Below are 15428 nucleotides of genomic sequence, written 5' to 3'. Positions count from 1 at the left end.
CAAATTACGGCAGCAAAAAATAATGACGAACTTGTTTTGAAGTTTGCTAACTTCTTAAAAGATACGATATAATGGAACTGGAACAATTAAATGAGCTTATTAAAAAGTACGAGTTAGAGTTAGTAATTGGTATTGAAACACACGTTCGATTAAATACAAAAACAAAATTATTCTGTTCTTGTGCAAATCAAGAAATAGAGCAACCAAACCAGAATATATGTTCAGTTTGTACTGGGCAAATGGGGGTTTTGCCTTCTATTAATAAAGAAGCAATTACCAAAGCTATTTATTTTGGAAAAGCAGTAAAATCTACTTTTTCTAATGAGGTAATTTCTTGGGATCGTAAACATTACGAATATCCAGATAACCCGAAGAATATACAAATTACACAGTTTCACAATCCTGTAATTCCAGACGGACAAGTTTCTTGTTATAGAAATGATGGTTCGCAATTTACGGTGAGTTTAACACAAGTACATATAGAGGAAGATGCTGCAAAATTAATGCACGAAAAGAAAATTTCTTTAGTAGATTTTAACAAGGCAGGTGTTCCGTTAATAGAAATTGTAACAGATCCTTGTATTCGTCATATAGAAGATGCATCAACTTATGCGCAATACATTCAAAGAATTGTACAGAATTTAAAAATATCTGAAGCAAACCTTGAAAAAGGTGAGTTTAAATCGGATGTTTCTGTATCGCTGCGTAAAAAACATACCTACGATTTAAACCCAAGAACAGAAATCAAAAACTTAAATTCTTTTAAGTTTATGGTAGATGCTTTAAAGGAAGAAATAGAAAAACAATTAAATTACTACGTAGAAAATAAAGCGTTTAGACCAGATCAAACAACGGTTTTATGGGATGCAGATTTAAAGCAAACCAAAACAATGCGTAAAAAGGAGTTTGAAGCAGATTATCGTTTTATTTCTGAGCCAGATTTACCTTTTGTCAACATTAAAAAAGTAGTAGAAAGTATCGATGTAGATATTAGTTCATTGCCTTTTGCGGTAGAATCTATTTTGATAAATGGAGGTGTTTTACCACAAGATGCAAAGTTTTTTACAGCAGATTCTTTACGTTCTGCAGTGTTTGTAGCTATCAATAATAAAATTAACGATCCTTCTTTTGTTGCCAAAACATTGGTGAATAATTTAGGTGCAGATGAGTATGCAAATATTCATAATGTAGATCAATTAACAGAAATTTTCCAATTATTTAAAGACGATAAAATTACGTCTGTTTTAGTGCAAAACGGAATTACATCGTATTTAAAAGATAGAAACTTTAATTACAATAAGTATTTTGAAGACAATACCATTTCTGAAGATAAAATTAAAGATGCTGTTAAAAAAGTAATTGCAGAAAATGAAGCAATTGCCAACGATATTAAAACAGGAAACCAAGGAAAAGCAGGTATTCTTGTTGGTAAAGTAATTGGTATTATTGGAAAAGGAGCTTCAGGAAAAGTGATTCGTACAGAAATACTTTCGCAAGTTCAAAGTTCAGAGCTCAAAGTACAGAGTTCTGTGGAAGCTGGAGGTTCTAAGAGTGAAGTTGTTGGAGATAAGTCTAAAGTAAAAGTTGAAGAAGAACTGAAAGAAGTTCCCATCATCATAAAAGAAGAATACAGAACGCATAAAATTTCTCAACTTTCAGAAGATACCATTAATGAAGAAGTTACTTTGTCTGGTTGGGTTGCAAGTGTTAGAGATCATGGTGAATTAATTTTTATCGATTTAAGAGATTCTAGCAACCAGGTTTTTCAAGTGCGTTTAAGTAGAGAAACGTTTCCTAATTTAGATGAACTTGTAAAATTGAAATCAGAATCTGTTATTTCTGTTACAGGTATTGTAATTCAGAGAAATGAAGATGATTATAATGCCGGTTTAAGAACTGGTAAATTAGAGTTAGAAACCGCTTCTTTAGATATTTTAAACTTATCTAAAACATTGCCTTTCGAAATAAAAAGAGCTACTAAAAGTAATGAAATGATTCGCTTTGAGTACAAATTTTTAGATCATAGAAATGATGAAGTTCGTAAAGCAATTGTAAACCGTCATAAAGTAATTAAGTTATTGCGTGATATTTTAGACGAAGAAGAGTTTTTAGAAATTGAAACACCAATTTTAACGGCTGGGACAGATGAAGGAGCAAGAGAATTTATTGTGCCTACAAGAAAACAAGCAGGTTCTTTTTATACGTTGCCACAAGCGCCACAGCAATTTAAGCAAATGCTAATGGTAGGTGGTTTTGAAAAATATTTTCAGATTGCCAGATGTTTTAGAGATGAAGATTCTCGTGGAGACAGACAACCAGAATTTACACAATTAGATATTGAAATGGCATACGCAAGTATGCAACAAATTATAGATTTAAACACCAAAATGTTTAATGAGGTTGTGAAGAAAATCTATGGAAAAAAATGGATTTTACATCCTTTTGAAGTCATTACCTATAAAGATGCGATGGATAAATATGGTTGTGATAGACCAGATTTACGATATGGATTGCAAATGCAAGACATTACAGATATTGTAAAAGATACCACTTTCCAAGTTTTTAGTAAACCTATTGAAGAAGGCGGAATTGTAAAATGTATTAAGGTTTCTGCAAAAGAGCAAGGAAACAAACGGATGTCTAAAGGACAAATAGAAAATTTAACAGCCATTGCACAACAAAATGGTTTGGGAGGTTTGGCATACATTATTGTAAATGAAAACGATTTACAATCGCCAATTATTAAGTTTTTAGGTGAAGAAATTGCAACAAATATTATAAAAGAAACCGATGCTCAAGTAGGAGATATTGTGTTTTTCTCAGCAGCAGATTATGCAACAGCTAACAAAGCGTTAGATGCTGTTCGTCAAGAAATGGGACGTATTTTAAGGTTGATAAATCCGAAGGAATTAAGACCAGCTTGGGTTGTTGATTTCCCGATGTTTGAAAAAACAGATGAAGGAAGATGGACTTTTACGCACAATCCATTTTCTATGCCAGCAATCTATGACTTAGAGAAGCACATGAATGGTGAAGGTGAAGAAATAGGAACTATCATAGCCCAACAATACGATTTAATCTTAAACGGTTATGAAATTGGTGGAGGTTCTGTGCGTGCACACAAAGCAGATATTTTAGAAGCAACCTATAAAAATATGGGTTACAATAAAGAAGAAATGATGAAAAGTGTAGGTACGATGTACAAAGCGTTTCAATATGGAGCGCCACCTCACGGAGGAATTGCTTGGGGAGTAGACAGATTAATGATGATTTTAGAAAAGAAAGCGTCTATTAGAGAGGTAATGGCGTTCCCTAAAACAGGTTCATCTGAAGATTTGTTATTTAATGCACCTTCAATTTTATCTGATAAAAAAGTAGAGGAGATGAATGTTAGGATTATTAGGAAGTAAAAGTTTCACCACAAAGGCGCAAATAATTTTCGCAGAGGTCGCAGAGTAAAAACTTTGCGATCTTTTGCATTTTTTTTCTTTTCGCTCTCTGCGCTTAACCCCCAAAATAATTCAAAATAAACATTGTCTAATTTAAAAATCTATGTTACTTTTGCTTCACAATGAAAAACAATACAATAAATACAGGTTGGTGGAACTCTCTTATCTAATAAGTGAGAAGAAACCTATATGTATAAAATATATTAGAAAAGGCTTATCTCACGATAGGCCTTTTTTTATACAAGAAAAAGTCATTACGAGGAGTTTTTACAACAAAGTAATCTCTTCAATAATAATCAGATTGCCACAGCAAATGAAAAATTTGCTTCGCAATGACATAATAGAAGAATGAAAAAATTACAATTTAAAACAATATTTAAAACAAAAATGGCAGATACAGTTACTCCAGTAGGGCTGTACTTACGTTTTAGAGATAAATTTGCCAATACATTGTTATTAGAAGGTTCAGATTATCACAGTAAAGAAGAGAGTTTTTCTTTTATTGCTGTAGAGCCAATTTTAACAATGAAGGTTGATGATTATCAGTTTACGGTTTCTCATAAAGGAACACAACTAGATGCGCAACCTATCAATAAAAACTTTTATGATTTATATGATAATTTTAAGAATTCTATAGACTTAGATTGTCCTGCCGAATTAAAATCGTACAACGGATTGTATGGGTATACAACGTTTGATTCTGTTCAATATTTTGAGAATATTAAATTTACAAACAAAAAAGCTCCTTCTGCAATTCCAGAAATGCAATACAGTTTTTATCGTTTTGTAATTGTTATCAATCATTTTAATGATGAAATGACCTTGATAGAAAACATAGAAGAAGGTACAGAATCTCGCATACATGAAGTTGAAACTATTATAGATGCGCAAGCATTTAATACGCAAAAATTCGAAATTGTAGGCGAAGAAACTTCAAATACAACAGGCGAAGAGTTTATAGATTATGTAAGAAAAGCAAAATCTCATTGTAAACGTGGCGATGTTTTTCAATTGGTTTTATCACGCCAATTTCAGCAAAAATTTAAAGGAGACGAGTTTAATGTCTATAGAGCATTGCGTTCTATCAATCCGTCACCATATTTATTTTATTTCGATTACGGATCCTTCAAATTAATGGGCTCTTCACCAGAAGCACAAATTAAAATCTCCGAAGGAAAAGCAACCATTAATCCTATTGCTGGTACGTTTAGAAGAACGGGCGATATGGCAGAAGACATTAAGTTGGGTAAAAAACTATCCGAAGATAAAAAGGAAACGGCAGAACACGTAATGTTGGTAGATTTAGCGCGTAACGATTTAAGCAAACATGCAGATAAAGTTACCGTGGAGGTGTTTAAAGAAGTACAGTATTTTAGCCACGTAATTCACTTGGTTTCTACGGTTAGAGGAAAAATTAAAGGAAACCCAATAGAAATTGTTGGAGACACTTTTCCTGCCGGAACCTTAAGTGGCGCACCAAAGTACAAAGCAATGGAGTTGATAGACAAATATGAAAATCAAACTCGTGGTTTTTACGGTGGCGCTGTCGGAATTATCGGTTTAGATGGTTCTGTAAATTTGGCCATTGCCATTCGTTCTTTTGTTAGCAAAAACAACGTTTTGTATTCGCAAGCAGGCGCAGGAATCGTGATTCATTCCGATGAAAAAAAGGAATTACAAGAAGTAAATAATAAATTAGCAGCGTTAAAGAAAGCGTTAATTTTAGCAGAAAATATATAAAGTATTAAAAGATTCAAGAATTAAAAGATTCAAGAGTTTTTTAATTATTTAATCATTCAATTTTTGAATAAATTTGGGCGTTTTAACGGGCTTTCATTACTCGCTTTTTTTGAGAAAAACAAAAAAGAGCTCAAACAGACCATTCAATCCCTAACGCAGATTGAGAAAATTAATAAAGATTTGTCTACAATTAAACAAATCCACGATTAAACGATTACACAACAAAAGAATATGAAAATATTAATTTTAGATAATTACGATTCGTTTACCTACAATTTGGTACACATGGTAGAAAAAATTACAGGAAATTTCCCTGCAGTTTTTAGAAATGACGAAATCAGTATTGCAGATGTAGGAAACTTTGATATCATTATGTTATCACCAGGACCAGGAATTCCAGATGAAGCAGGCATCTTAAAAGAGGTCATTAAAACATACGCAGGCATAAAACCAATATTCGGAGTTTGTTTAGGTTTGCAAGCAATTACAGAAGTTTTTGGTGGCAAAATCATCAATTTAGACGATGTTTTTCACGGAGTTGCCACAGAAATGAGGGTCACAGACAAAAACGCTACTATTTTTAAAGATGTTCCAGAAACATTTATGGCGGCACGTTATCATTCTTGGGCAGCAACAGACGAAGGTTTTCCAGAAGAAATACAAGTAACCGCAAGAGATGAAGATGGTTTAATTCAAGCAATTGAACACAAAATATTTCCAATTTCTGCAGTTCAGTTTCATCCAGAATCTATTTTAACAGATGTTGGTGAGCAATTGGTTACTAATTTTATCAATAGTTGCCCATCCTAACCTTCCCAAAGGGAAGGAACTAGCAAGTTTATGCAAAAGAAAAAAATAAAGAGTAAAATTAACACAAGAGTATTTTTCCCCTTGGGGGAAATTAAAAGGGGCTTTAATGAAACAAATTTTAAACAAACTATATAATCACGAAAGATTGTCTAAATCTGAAGCAACACAAATCTTAAAAGATATTGCTGCAGAAAAATACAATGATGCACATTTAGCGTCATTTATGACCGTTTTTATGATGCGTCCTATTACAGCAGATGAACTTGCTGGTTTTAGAAATGCCTTAAAAGAATTGTCTATAAAAGTAGATTTATCAGAGTATAATACTATTGATATTGTAGGAACTGGTGGCGATGGAAAAGATACCTTTAATATATCAACCTTAACTTCTTTTATCGTTGCCGGAACAGGACAAAAAGTAGCAAAACACGGTAATTATTCTGTGTCTTCTCAGTCGGGTTCTTCAGATATGTTAGAGAGTTTTGGGTACAATTTTACCAATGATGAAACTATTTTAAAAGAGCATTTAGAAAAAGCAAATATTTGTTTTTTACATGCGCCAAAATTTCATCCAGCAATGAAAGCTGTTGGGCCAACCAGAAAAGCGTTGGCGTTAAAAACGTTTTTTAATATGTTGGGACCTTTGGTAAACCCAAGTTCACCAAAAAATCACATGTTAGGAACTTTTAATTTAGAAATTGCACGTTTGTACAATTATATTTTACAAGAAGAAGATATCAATTACGGTATTATTCACGCATTAGATGGTTATGATGAAATTTCGTTAACAAGCGGATTCAAATTTTTCACGAAGAACGGAGAACAAATTATAAATCCAGAAGATTTAGGACAAAAAAGAATTCAGCAATCAGAAATATTTGGAGGGAATTCAGTGGCGGATGCAGCAAAAATCTTCAAAGCTATTTTAGAAGGAAAAGGAACAGAAGCACAAAACAATGTAGTGTTAACAAATGCAGCTTTTGCCTTAACAATTGTTGATGACACCAAGTCTTTTGAAACTGCTTTTAATGAAGCAAAAGATTCATTATTTGGCTTAAAAGCAAAACAGACATTAGAAAAATTAATAAGTCTTTAAGATGAAAGGTTCTCGATACAATTTCGATGAAAAATCGAAATCACTTGAACTGACACTATGAAGATAACTCGCTGTTACATCGAGTGAAATTTCTTTTTCAGAATTTTTGTATCGAGATGATTTAGAAAGAAGAAAAATAAAATGACAAAAAAGAAAAATAATATAATTCTAGTAATTCCGGCTTTTTTAATAATAGGAGCTGCAGTTGGCCTTCAAACAAAAGGTGTTATAAAGCAGACTTTAATTGGTTTGATTGTAGGAATTGTAATTTACTTTTTCTTAAAGTACAGAAATAAAAAGATAAATAGTAACTAATTAACAATTACGAATTAGAAATTACGACGAATGAAAAAGGATAATATAATTCAAATCAAAAGTTATAATTTCGCAGTTAGAGTTGTTAAACTATACAAACATTTATCTCAAGAAAAGAAAGAGTTTGTATTGAGTAAACAATTGTTACGATCAGGAACATCAATTGGGGCAAATGTTGAAGAAGCAATTGGAGGACAAAGTAGAAAAGACTTTTTTGCTAAATTAACGATTGCCTATAAGGAAGCAAGAGAATCTCATTATTGGATTCGTTTATTAAAAGATACTGACTTTTTATCAGATAAAGAATCGGAATCATTATTGACAGATATTGACGAAATTTTAAAAATTATCGGAAGTATTCAAAAAACAGTTAGAAACACAAATTCGTAAGTAACAATTACTAATGAACAATTACGAATTATGAATTAATGCAACGAGAACTCGTAATTCATAATTTAAAATTCATAATTAATTATATGACAATTTTAGATAAAATAATCGCATTTAAAAAGAAGGAAATTGCAAAAATAAAAGCAGAAGTTCCTGTTCAAAAATTAGTACAAAGTCCAAATTTTGGAAGAACAACTTTTTCATTAAAAAAATCTTTGTTAGAAGTTGGTTCAACAGGAATTATTGCAGAGTTTAAACGTCAATCTCCATCAAAAGGAATTATTAATGACAAAGCAACCATTGCAGAGGTTACTAATGGATATTTAGATGCAAATGTTGCTGCACAATCAATCTTAACAGATACTTCGTTCTTTGGTGGAACGATGGCAGATTTGATGGAAGCAAGAATCATCAATCAACAAAAACCAATTCTTAGAAAAGATTTTATTGTTGATGGATTTCAAATTGTAGAAGCAAAAGCAATTGGTGCAGATGTAATTTTATTAATTGCGTCTTGTTTAACAGCAACCGAATTAAAAAACTACGGAAACTTAGCAATAGATTTAGGTTTAGAAGTTTTATATGAAATTCATACCCAAGAAGATTTAAATAAAATTAACGATTTAGACAATAAAATTATCGGAATTAATAATAGAAACCTAAATACTTTTGAAGTAGATTTAGAGCATTCTATTAAGTTAGCAAATCAAATTCCTGATACCTGTTTAAAGGTTTCAGAAAGCGGAATTTCTGATCCAAAAATTATCACAGGATTAAAAGAGTTTGGATTTCAAGGTTTCTTAATTGGCGAGAATTTTATGAAAACAGAGAATCCTGGAGAAGCTTGTTTAGATTTTATTAGTCAAATACGCTAAAAGAAGAGCCCATCCTAACCTTCCCAAAGGGAAGGAACTCTCATGGTTGTAGATTATAAAAAAGACAAAAGAAGAAATAGAATTTTGAATAAAAACGAAAACAATAACACTTCGATTCCATTGTTCTCCCCTTCGGGGGAAAGGGGGCTTTTACTCAAGGTTTGCGGAATGAAATTCACAGAAAATATCCAACAAGTTGCAGCATTGCAACCAGATTATTTGGGGTTTATTTTCTATGAGAAATCAAAAAGAAATTTTGAAGGAATTATTCCGGAATTTTCTAATTCGATAAAAAAAACAGGCGTTTTTGTAAATGAATATCCAGAGATTGTAATTTCTTTGGTTGAGGAATACAGATTAGATGCAGTTCAATTACACGGAGATGAATCTGTTGAATATGTTATCAATTTAAAAAAGCAATTAACAGAAAACAGAGCTTTGTTTATTGAAGAAAACAAGACGATAAAAAAGCAAAAAAACAAACATTATATTTCTAAAAATGAAGTAGAGGTTATTAAAGTATTCGGAATTAAAGGTGAATTTAATTTTGATATTTTAAAACCCTATTTAGAAGTGGTAGATTTCTTTTTGTTTGATACAAAAGGAAAAGAAAGAGGAGGAAACGGAACAAAATTCGATTGGTCTGTTTTAGAGAAATACCCTTTTGAAAAGCCTTTCTTTTTAAGTGGAGGTATTGGATTAGACGATGTAGAGGAAGTTAAAAAACTAATGAAATCTGATTTACCTATTTATGCATTAGACGTAAATAGTCAGTTTGAAAGCAAACCAGGAGTTAAGAAAATAGAAGCATTAGAAAAATTTAAGAAAGAAATTTTTGTGTAATTGTGTAACTGTTAAAGTGTGTAAAACAATGCACAAACTAACAATTACACGATTAAACGAATAAACAATTACACAACATAACAATATGAAATCAAAATTTCACCCAGACAAAAATGGTTATTACGGACAATTTGGAGGTGCATTTATCCCTGAATTGTTATACCCAAATGTAAAAGAATTAGAAGATAATTATCTTCAAATTTTAGAATCTGAAGAGTTTCAAAAAGAATACAAATCTTTATTAAAAGATTACGTTGGTCGCCCAAGTCCGTTGTATTTGGCAAAGCGTTTATCAGAAAAATATGGTGCTTTTATTTATTTAAAACGCGAAGATTTAAATCATACAGGCGCACATAAAGTAAACAATACCATCGGTCAGATTTTGGTTGCTAAGAAATTAGGTAAAACCAAGATTATAGCAGAAACAGGAGCAGGACAACACGGAGTTGCAACAGCTACGGTTTGTGCTTTAATGGACTTAGAATGTACTGTTTTTATGGGCGAAAAAGACATTGAGCGTCAGGCGCCAAATGTTGCTAGAATGAAAATGTTGGGCGCAAAAGTTGTACCTGCTTTAAGCGGAAGTAGAACTTTAAAAGACGCAACAAATGAAGCAATTCGTTATTGGATTCAACATCCAGAAACGTTTTATTTAATAGGTTCTGTTGTTGGTCCACATCCTTACCCAGATATGGTTGCACGTTTACAAGCAGTAATTTCAGAAGAAATTAAATGGCAATTAAAAGAAAAAACAGGAAAAGAAAATCCGGATACAATTATAGCTTGTGTTGGTGGAGGCTCTAATGCTGCCGGTGCTTTTTATCATTATATGGATGATGCATCTGTAGAGTTAATTGCGGTTGAAGCTTCTGGTTTAGGCGTAAATTCTGGTGAAAGTGCTGCCACTTCTCAATTAGGAGAAGTTGGAATTATTCATGGTTCTAAAACCATTTTAATGCAAGACGAATATGGTCAAATTATTGAACCTTATTCTATTTCTGCAGGTTTAGATTATCCAGGAGTTGGCCCGTTGCATGCCTTTTTATATGAAAGTAAAAGAGCCAAGTTTATGGATGCTACAGACAAAGAAGCTCTTGATGCGGCTTATGAATTAACAAAGATAGAAGGAATTATTCCTGCCTTAGAAAGTGCACACGCTTTGGCTGTTTTGCCAAAAATTAAGTTTAAAAAAGACCAAGTTGTGGTGGTTAATTTATCGGGTAGAGGAGACAAAGATTTAGAAACGTATATCAATCATTTAGAAGACTGAAACTAATGTCACATCGAGTGAATTTATGAGGAATGAATAAATTTGTATCGAGATGCAATTAGTTCTCGATACAATTTTCTCAAAAAATCGAAAATCACTCGAACTGACAAAACAACATAAATATGAATTCAATTCAAAAGTTATTTCAGAAAAAAGATAAAAATTTATTATCTATATATTTTACTTGCGGATATCCAAAATTGGATGATACAACGAAAGTAATTTCAGCATTAGAAAAAAGTGGTGTAGATTTTATAGAGGTAGGTTTGCCATATTCAGATCCATTAGCAGACGGACCAACCATACAAGATAGTAGCCAAAAAGCGTTAGAAAACGGTATTAATTTAGATATTATTTTCGATCAATTAATGACCATTAAAGAAACCAATAAAACACCTTTGGTTTTAATGGGGTATTTAAATCAGATGATAAAATTTGGTGAAGATAAATTTTGCAAGAAAGTAGTAGATTGTGGAATAGATACAGTAATTCTGCCAGATTTACCAATGATTGAATATGAAAATCATTACAAAGCTTTGTTTGAAAAATACGGAATCACAAATGTATTTTTAATAACTCCGCATACATCAGAAGAAAGAATTAAAAAGATAGATACATATTCTAAAGCGTTTATTTATGTAGTTGCTTCTGCATCTATTACGGGGGCAAAAGGAGATATTTCTAACAATCAAGTTACTTATTTCGAAAGAATTAAAAACATGAATTTACAAAGTAATTTAATTATTGGTTTTGGAATTTCTGACAAACAAACCTTTACTACTGCTTGTAAATATGCAAATGGAACTATAATAGGTTCTGCCTTTATTAAGAATTTAGGTAAGAACGGAGTTGGTAAAATAGACGATTTTATCAAACCAATTATTTCTTAAAACAAAAAAGCGAAGCCTAGTAGGTTTCGCTTTTTTTATACAATTATAAGGCTAGTTTAATAATTAACTTTAATCAAATTTATATCAAAAAGTAATACAGATACTTCGGGTATAGTACCATTGCCATATACTCCATAACCTAAATTAAAAGGAATTAATAAAGTGCCATCACCACCTTCTTTAAAATAAGGAATTCCCTCTGTCCAACCTGCAATTACTTGGCTTAAATTAAAACTAACACCGTTTTCAGTACTTTCATCAAAAACAGATCCGTCTAAATAATAGCCTTTGTATGCCACTGTAACATTAGAAGCTGTTGTTGGTCTTTCTCCGGTTCCTTCATTATTAACAACATAATACAAGCCAGAACTAGTTTTTGTTGCATTTAAATTATTATCTTCAATATATTTTAAAATAGCCGTTTCATTTTCATCAGCATAATCAGCAACTGTAAGTGTAATATCAAAAACTAAAACAGCTCCTCCCGGAATAGAACCTGTACTGTTTCCAGAGGTTCCATATGCTAATTCAGAAGGAAGGATTAAAATTCCATCACCACCTTCCTTAAAAAGTTGAAGACCTTCTTTTAAGCCTTCAATAATTTGGTCTATTTGAATTATTGTGGAATCACTTTGGCTATAAATAGTTCCATCTAAAAAGGATCCTTTATAATCTATATTTACAACAGAGTTTTCATTTGGTCTATTTCCTGTGCCTTCATTATTAATAACATAATACAAACCAGAGTCGGTTTTTGTTGCTTCTAAATTGTTCTCTTCAATATAGTTAATAATGTCTGCTTCTGTTTGAACTGTAAAAGTAGGTGTGTCGTCACTCGAACACGAATTGAAAAGGATTATTGAGAAAAATAATAATAAGTAAGATTTCATTTTTTATAATTTTGCGCAAATATAAAATAAAAAAAAATCTTTATTTGGTTTGAAAGTAGAAACTATTGGTAATATTACTTATCTTAAAATCCTAAAAAATATAAAAACATGAAATTACCCAAAAGAGCAGGAAATGGACCTTTGCCACTTGCGTTAGAAGAAGGAAAAAATTATGCATGGTGTACTTGTGGTTTATCTGAAAACCAACCATTATGTGACGGTAAACATAGAGGAACAGGCATGAGTCCGAATGTGTTTACAGCAGAAAAAACAGAAACTAAATATTTATGTGCATGTAAAGAGACTAAAAATGGACCTTTTTGCGATGGTTCTCATAAATAGAAAAAACTGTCATTCTTATATACATTAGGACTGGCAATTTGTTTATAGGTAAAGACTTCTATTCTTCATCATCTAAAAAGAAATTCCATTTTTTTTAACCAATAAACTTATTCCTTTCTGTCTTTATATTTCTTAAAATTATACAAAATGCCGGTGGTACTTATCGTTTTTATCAACCTGTAAAAAGGCTGTGTAATAAATTAAAATAAACATTCTTTTATTTAAAATTTTAAATATAGAAATTTAATAGACTGACCTAAAAAATCTCCTTAAATTTGAATATTAATTTGGTTTATGATTAATAATTTAATTAGATATTTTAAAAGTATTTATTTTATTAAAGCAGTTATAGTGGCTGTTTCTATGGCAATTCCTGTGTTGGTGTCATTTTATTTTTTTGATAATTATGAAATAGGATTCAGTATTGCTTTAGGTGCTATTTTGTGTGCTCCTTCAGATGTTCCTGGAAGTTTTAAGCATAAGTTTTTTGGGATATTAGCTTCTATAATTTTAACCTTTGCAATTACGTTATTAATAGGGTATTGTAGTAGTTACTTGGTTTTAATACCGCTGTTAATTGTCCTCGTTTTTTCTATATCTTATATTTCGGTATTTGGCTTTAGAGCTTCATTAATATCATTTGCAGGTTTACTCTCCTTAGTTTTGGCTTTTGCCCATCAGAGCACAACGATTTCAGTTTTTGAACATTCGTTATTTATTGCATTGGGTGGTATTTGGTATTTATTATTAATCGTTTTTACGGAATTAGCAATGCCCAAAGCACAAGCAGATTATTTGTTTGTTGAATTACTAGAAAAAACTTCAGAATTTATAAAAATAAGAGGAAAGTTATTGGTAGATATTGATAATAGAACAGCTCTTTTAGAACAGAATTTTAAACTTCAAGTAGAGCTTAATGAGATACACGAAACCATAAGAGAAGTTATTTTAGAAAAAAGATTAAGCACCGTTTTTAGTAATAGAACTAGAAGGCAGCAGTTAATTTTTTCTAAAATTATAGAAATATATGAGTTGGCCATTTCAAATACCATTGATTATGAGAAATTTGATGCGTTATTTAAAGAGCATCAAGAGAAAGTAGATGAATTTAAAATCTTAATTTTTGAAATTTCAAATAAACTAAAGCATGTTTCAAAAGTTATTTTAAATGAAGAAAAACTTACATTTCAAAATAATTTTAAAATTTTAATTAAAAAAATAGAAAATCATATAGCAATTTATAAAGGAACTATTGGGTATCCGGAAGCTAGGGAAGGTGTTATCTTTTTATTAAATTACAAAGCATATCAAGAAAAGCAAATAAGAAACTTAAATGATATTATTAGAATATTGGCTAACTATTCTAATAATGATAAAATTAGGGCTATAAAAGATTCGGAGCAGTTTTTAACTCCGCAAGATTATGACCTCAAGAAACTGAAAGCAAATTTTAGTTTTAAGTCGCCAATATTTAGACATTCGTTACGCTTATCATTGACTATGTTTATTGGTTTTATGATTGGTTATGCCATAGAAATGCAGCAACCTTATTGGGTTTTATTAACTATTGTTGTAATTATGAGGCCTAGTTATGGCTTAACCAAAGTACGAACTAAGAATAGAGTTGTGGGTACGTTAATTGGTGCTTCTGTTGGCGTTGGCATTGTTTTTATAACACAAAATCCATTAATTTATGCCATAATTGCGGCATTATCATTTATAATTGGTTTTTCTTTGGTTAAACAAAATTATAGAAATGCGGCAGCGTTTATTACGCTCTATGTTATTTTTATGTATGCTTTAATTCATCCTAATATTTTAACAGTAATAAAGTTTAGAGTTTTTGACACTTTAATAGGTTCTTTATTGGCTTTTATAGCGAATTACTTTTTTTGGCCAGCTTGGGAATCAAAAAATATAAAGGAGTTTTTTTCAAATTCAATTGAAAGTTTTTCTAGTTTTTTAGAACATATAGATATCTTGTATCATAAAAAAGGTGAAGTTTCTACAGAATATGCATTGGCTAGAAAAGAAGCTTTTTTACAAGTTAGTAACCTAAATGCAGCATATCAAAGATTGGCGCAAGAACCTAAATCTAAACAAGAAAATTTAGCAAACATTTATGAGTTAATGACCATTTTTAACACCTATTTGTCTGCTCTTTCATCTTTGGGTATGTACATAAGAACGAATGAAACTGGTAAAGTTCCAAAACAGTTTGAAATTTACATAAAACATATTTTGTATAAATTAGAAGAAGCAATGGCTATTTTAAATAATACGGAATCACAAAACCATTTGGCAAGTGAAGAGTTAGCTACAGCAACTAAAAATTATGAAGATTATTTTCATGATATATCAAGTCAAAGAGATAAAGAAATTGAAAAAGGATTGCCTATTTCTAAAGAAATGAGAATGCAATTACATGAAACACAGTTGGTTTCAGAACAAGTAAGATGGTTGTTGAGTTTGTCTGAAAATTTAGTAAAAAAGGTGAAAAAAATATAGATTTTTTAGA

The 15428-nt window shown here is 31.0% G+C and carries 13 protein-coding genes; 12 read left to right on the top strand and 1 reads right to left on the bottom strand.

Annotated features, from left to right (window positions below):
- Positions 1-71 precede the first annotated feature (71 nt).
- From gatB/aspS to trpA, 10 genes are all read left to right on the top strand, one after another.
- Entirely contained in the window at positions 72-3410 is a 3339-nt protein-coding gene (gatB/aspS, locus tag ACSHW5_RS14405; RefSeq protein WP_435676845.1) for a bifunctional amidotransferase subunit GatB/aspartate--tRNA ligase AspS, read from the top strand.
- A gap of 387 nt (positions 3411-3797) precedes the next feature.
- Positions 3798-5189 (top strand): anthranilate synthase component I family protein, encoded by a 1392-nt coding sequence (locus tag ACSHW5_RS14400; protein WP_435676844.1) that lies wholly within the window; start codon positions 3798-3800, stop codon positions 5187-5189.
- A 231-nt stretch (positions 5190-5420) separates the two neighbouring features.
- Positions 5421-5999, top strand: coding sequence for an anthranilate synthase component II (locus ACSHW5_RS14395; RefSeq protein ID WP_435676843.1), 579 nt, complete (start codon positions 5421-5423; stop codon positions 5997-5999).
- A gap of 106 nt (positions 6000-6105) precedes the next feature.
- Positions 6106-7095: an anthranilate phosphoribosyltransferase gene (gene trpD, locus ACSHW5_RS14390; RefSeq protein WP_435676842.1), complete on the top strand. Its 990-nt coding sequence runs from the start codon at positions 6106-6108 to the stop codon at positions 7093-7095.
- A 141-nt stretch (positions 7096-7236) separates the two neighbouring features.
- A complete protein-coding gene (locus tag ACSHW5_RS14385; RefSeq protein ID WP_435676841.1) occupies positions 7237-7410 on the top strand; it encodes a hypothetical protein in 174 nt (57 codons plus the stop codon).
- A gap of 30 nt (positions 7411-7440) precedes the next feature.
- Entirely contained in the window at positions 7441-7800 is a 360-nt protein-coding gene (locus ACSHW5_RS14380) for a four helix bundle protein (protein ID WP_105050386.1), read from the top strand.
- A gap of 86 nt (positions 7801-7886) precedes the next feature.
- Complete coding sequence (gene trpC, locus ACSHW5_RS14375; protein WP_435676840.1) at positions 7887-8675, top strand: indole-3-glycerol phosphate synthase TrpC; 789 nt, start codon at positions 7887-7889, stop codon at positions 8673-8675.
- 168 nt (positions 8676-8843) lie between these two features.
- The gene (locus ACSHW5_RS14370; protein WP_435676839.1) at positions 8844-9518 is read left to right on the top strand and encodes a phosphoribosylanthranilate isomerase; all 675 of its coding nucleotides are present in this window, start codon (positions 8844-8846) and stop codon (positions 9516-9518) included.
- 85 nt (positions 9519-9603) lie between these two features.
- On the top strand, positions 9604-10788 hold the full coding sequence (gene trpB, locus ACSHW5_RS14365) for a tryptophan synthase subunit beta (RefSeq protein WP_435676838.1): 1185 nt from the start codon (positions 9604-9606) through the stop codon (positions 10786-10788).
- Between the two features lie 122 nt (positions 10789-10910).
- Entirely contained in the window at positions 10911-11678 is a 768-nt protein-coding gene (gene trpA / locus ACSHW5_RS14360; protein ID WP_435676837.1) for a tryptophan synthase subunit alpha, read from the top strand.
- A gap of 56 nt (positions 11679-11734) precedes the next feature.
- Here the strand turns inward: trpA and ACSHW5_RS14355 are convergent, their stop codons facing one another.
- Entirely contained in the window at positions 11735-12568 is an 834-nt protein-coding gene (locus tag ACSHW5_RS14355) for an FKBP-type peptidyl-prolyl cis-trans isomerase (RefSeq protein ID WP_435676836.1), read from the bottom strand.
- A gap of 108 nt (positions 12569-12676) precedes the next feature.
- On the opposite strand from ACSHW5_RS14355, the gene ACSHW5_RS14350 reads away from it, so the two are divergent.
- Together ACSHW5_RS14350 and ACSHW5_RS14345 are read left to right on the top strand one after the other, a co-directional pair.
- On the top strand, positions 12677-12910 hold the full coding sequence (locus ACSHW5_RS14350; protein WP_435676835.1) for a CDGSH iron-sulfur domain-containing protein: 234 nt from the start codon (positions 12677-12679) through the stop codon (positions 12908-12910).
- Positions 12911-13204: 294 nt separating this feature from the next.
- Positions 13205-15418 (top strand): FUSC family protein, encoded by a 2214-nt coding sequence (locus ACSHW5_RS14345; protein ID WP_435676834.1) that lies wholly within the window; start codon positions 13205-13207, stop codon positions 15416-15418.
- Positions 15419-15428 lie beyond the last annotated feature (10 nt).

This window comes from Polaribacter sp., from assembly GCF_051251875.1.
Taxonomy (GTDB): Bacteria; Bacteroidota; Bacteroidia; order Flavobacteriales; family Flavobacteriaceae; genus Polaribacter.
The sequence above is the reverse complement of the archived record's forward strand: the minus strand, read 5'-3'. Positions and strand labels throughout refer to the sequence as shown.

Coding starts and splice junctions, on each gene's coding strand:
- gatB/aspS (WP_435676845.1), top strand. CDS start 72: ATGGAACTGGAACAATTAAATGAGCTTATTAAAAAGTACGAGTTAGAG.
- ACSHW5_RS14400 (WP_435676844.1), top strand. CDS start 3,798: ATGAAAAAATTACAATTTAAAACAATATTTAAAACAAAAATGGCAGAT.
- ACSHW5_RS14395 (WP_435676843.1), top strand. CDS start 5,421: ATGAAAATATTAATTTTAGATAATTACGATTCGTTTACCTACAATTTG.
- trpD (WP_435676842.1), top strand. CDS start 6,106: ATGAAACAAATTTTAAACAAACTATATAATCACGAAAGATTGTCTAAA.
- ACSHW5_RS14385 (WP_435676841.1), top strand. CDS start 7,237: ATGACAAAAAAGAAAAATAATATAATTCTAGTAATTCCGGCTTTTTTA.
- ACSHW5_RS14380 (WP_105050386.1), top strand. CDS start 7,441: ATGAAAAAGGATAATATAATTCAAATCAAAAGTTATAATTTCGCAGTT.
- trpC (WP_435676840.1), top strand. CDS start 7,887: ATGACAATTTTAGATAAAATAATCGCATTTAAAAAGAAGGAAATTGCA.
- ACSHW5_RS14370 (WP_435676839.1), top strand. CDS start 8,844: ATGAAATTCACAGAAAATATCCAACAAGTTGCAGCATTGCAACCAGAT.
- trpB (WP_435676838.1), top strand. CDS start 9,604: ATGAAATCAAAATTTCACCCAGACAAAAATGGTTATTACGGACAATTT.
- trpA (WP_435676837.1), top strand. CDS start 10,911: ATGAATTCAATTCAAAAGTTATTTCAGAAAAAAGATAAAAATTTATTA.
- ACSHW5_RS14355 (WP_435676836.1), bottom strand. CDS start 12,568: ATGAAATCTTACTTATTATTATTTTTCTCAATAATCCTTTTCAATTCG.
- ACSHW5_RS14350 (WP_435676835.1), top strand. CDS start 12,677: ATGAAATTACCCAAAAGAGCAGGAAATGGACCTTTGCCACTTGCGTTA.
- ACSHW5_RS14345 (WP_435676834.1), top strand. CDS start 13,205: ATGATTAATAATTTAATTAGATATTTTAAAAGTATTTATTTTATTAAA.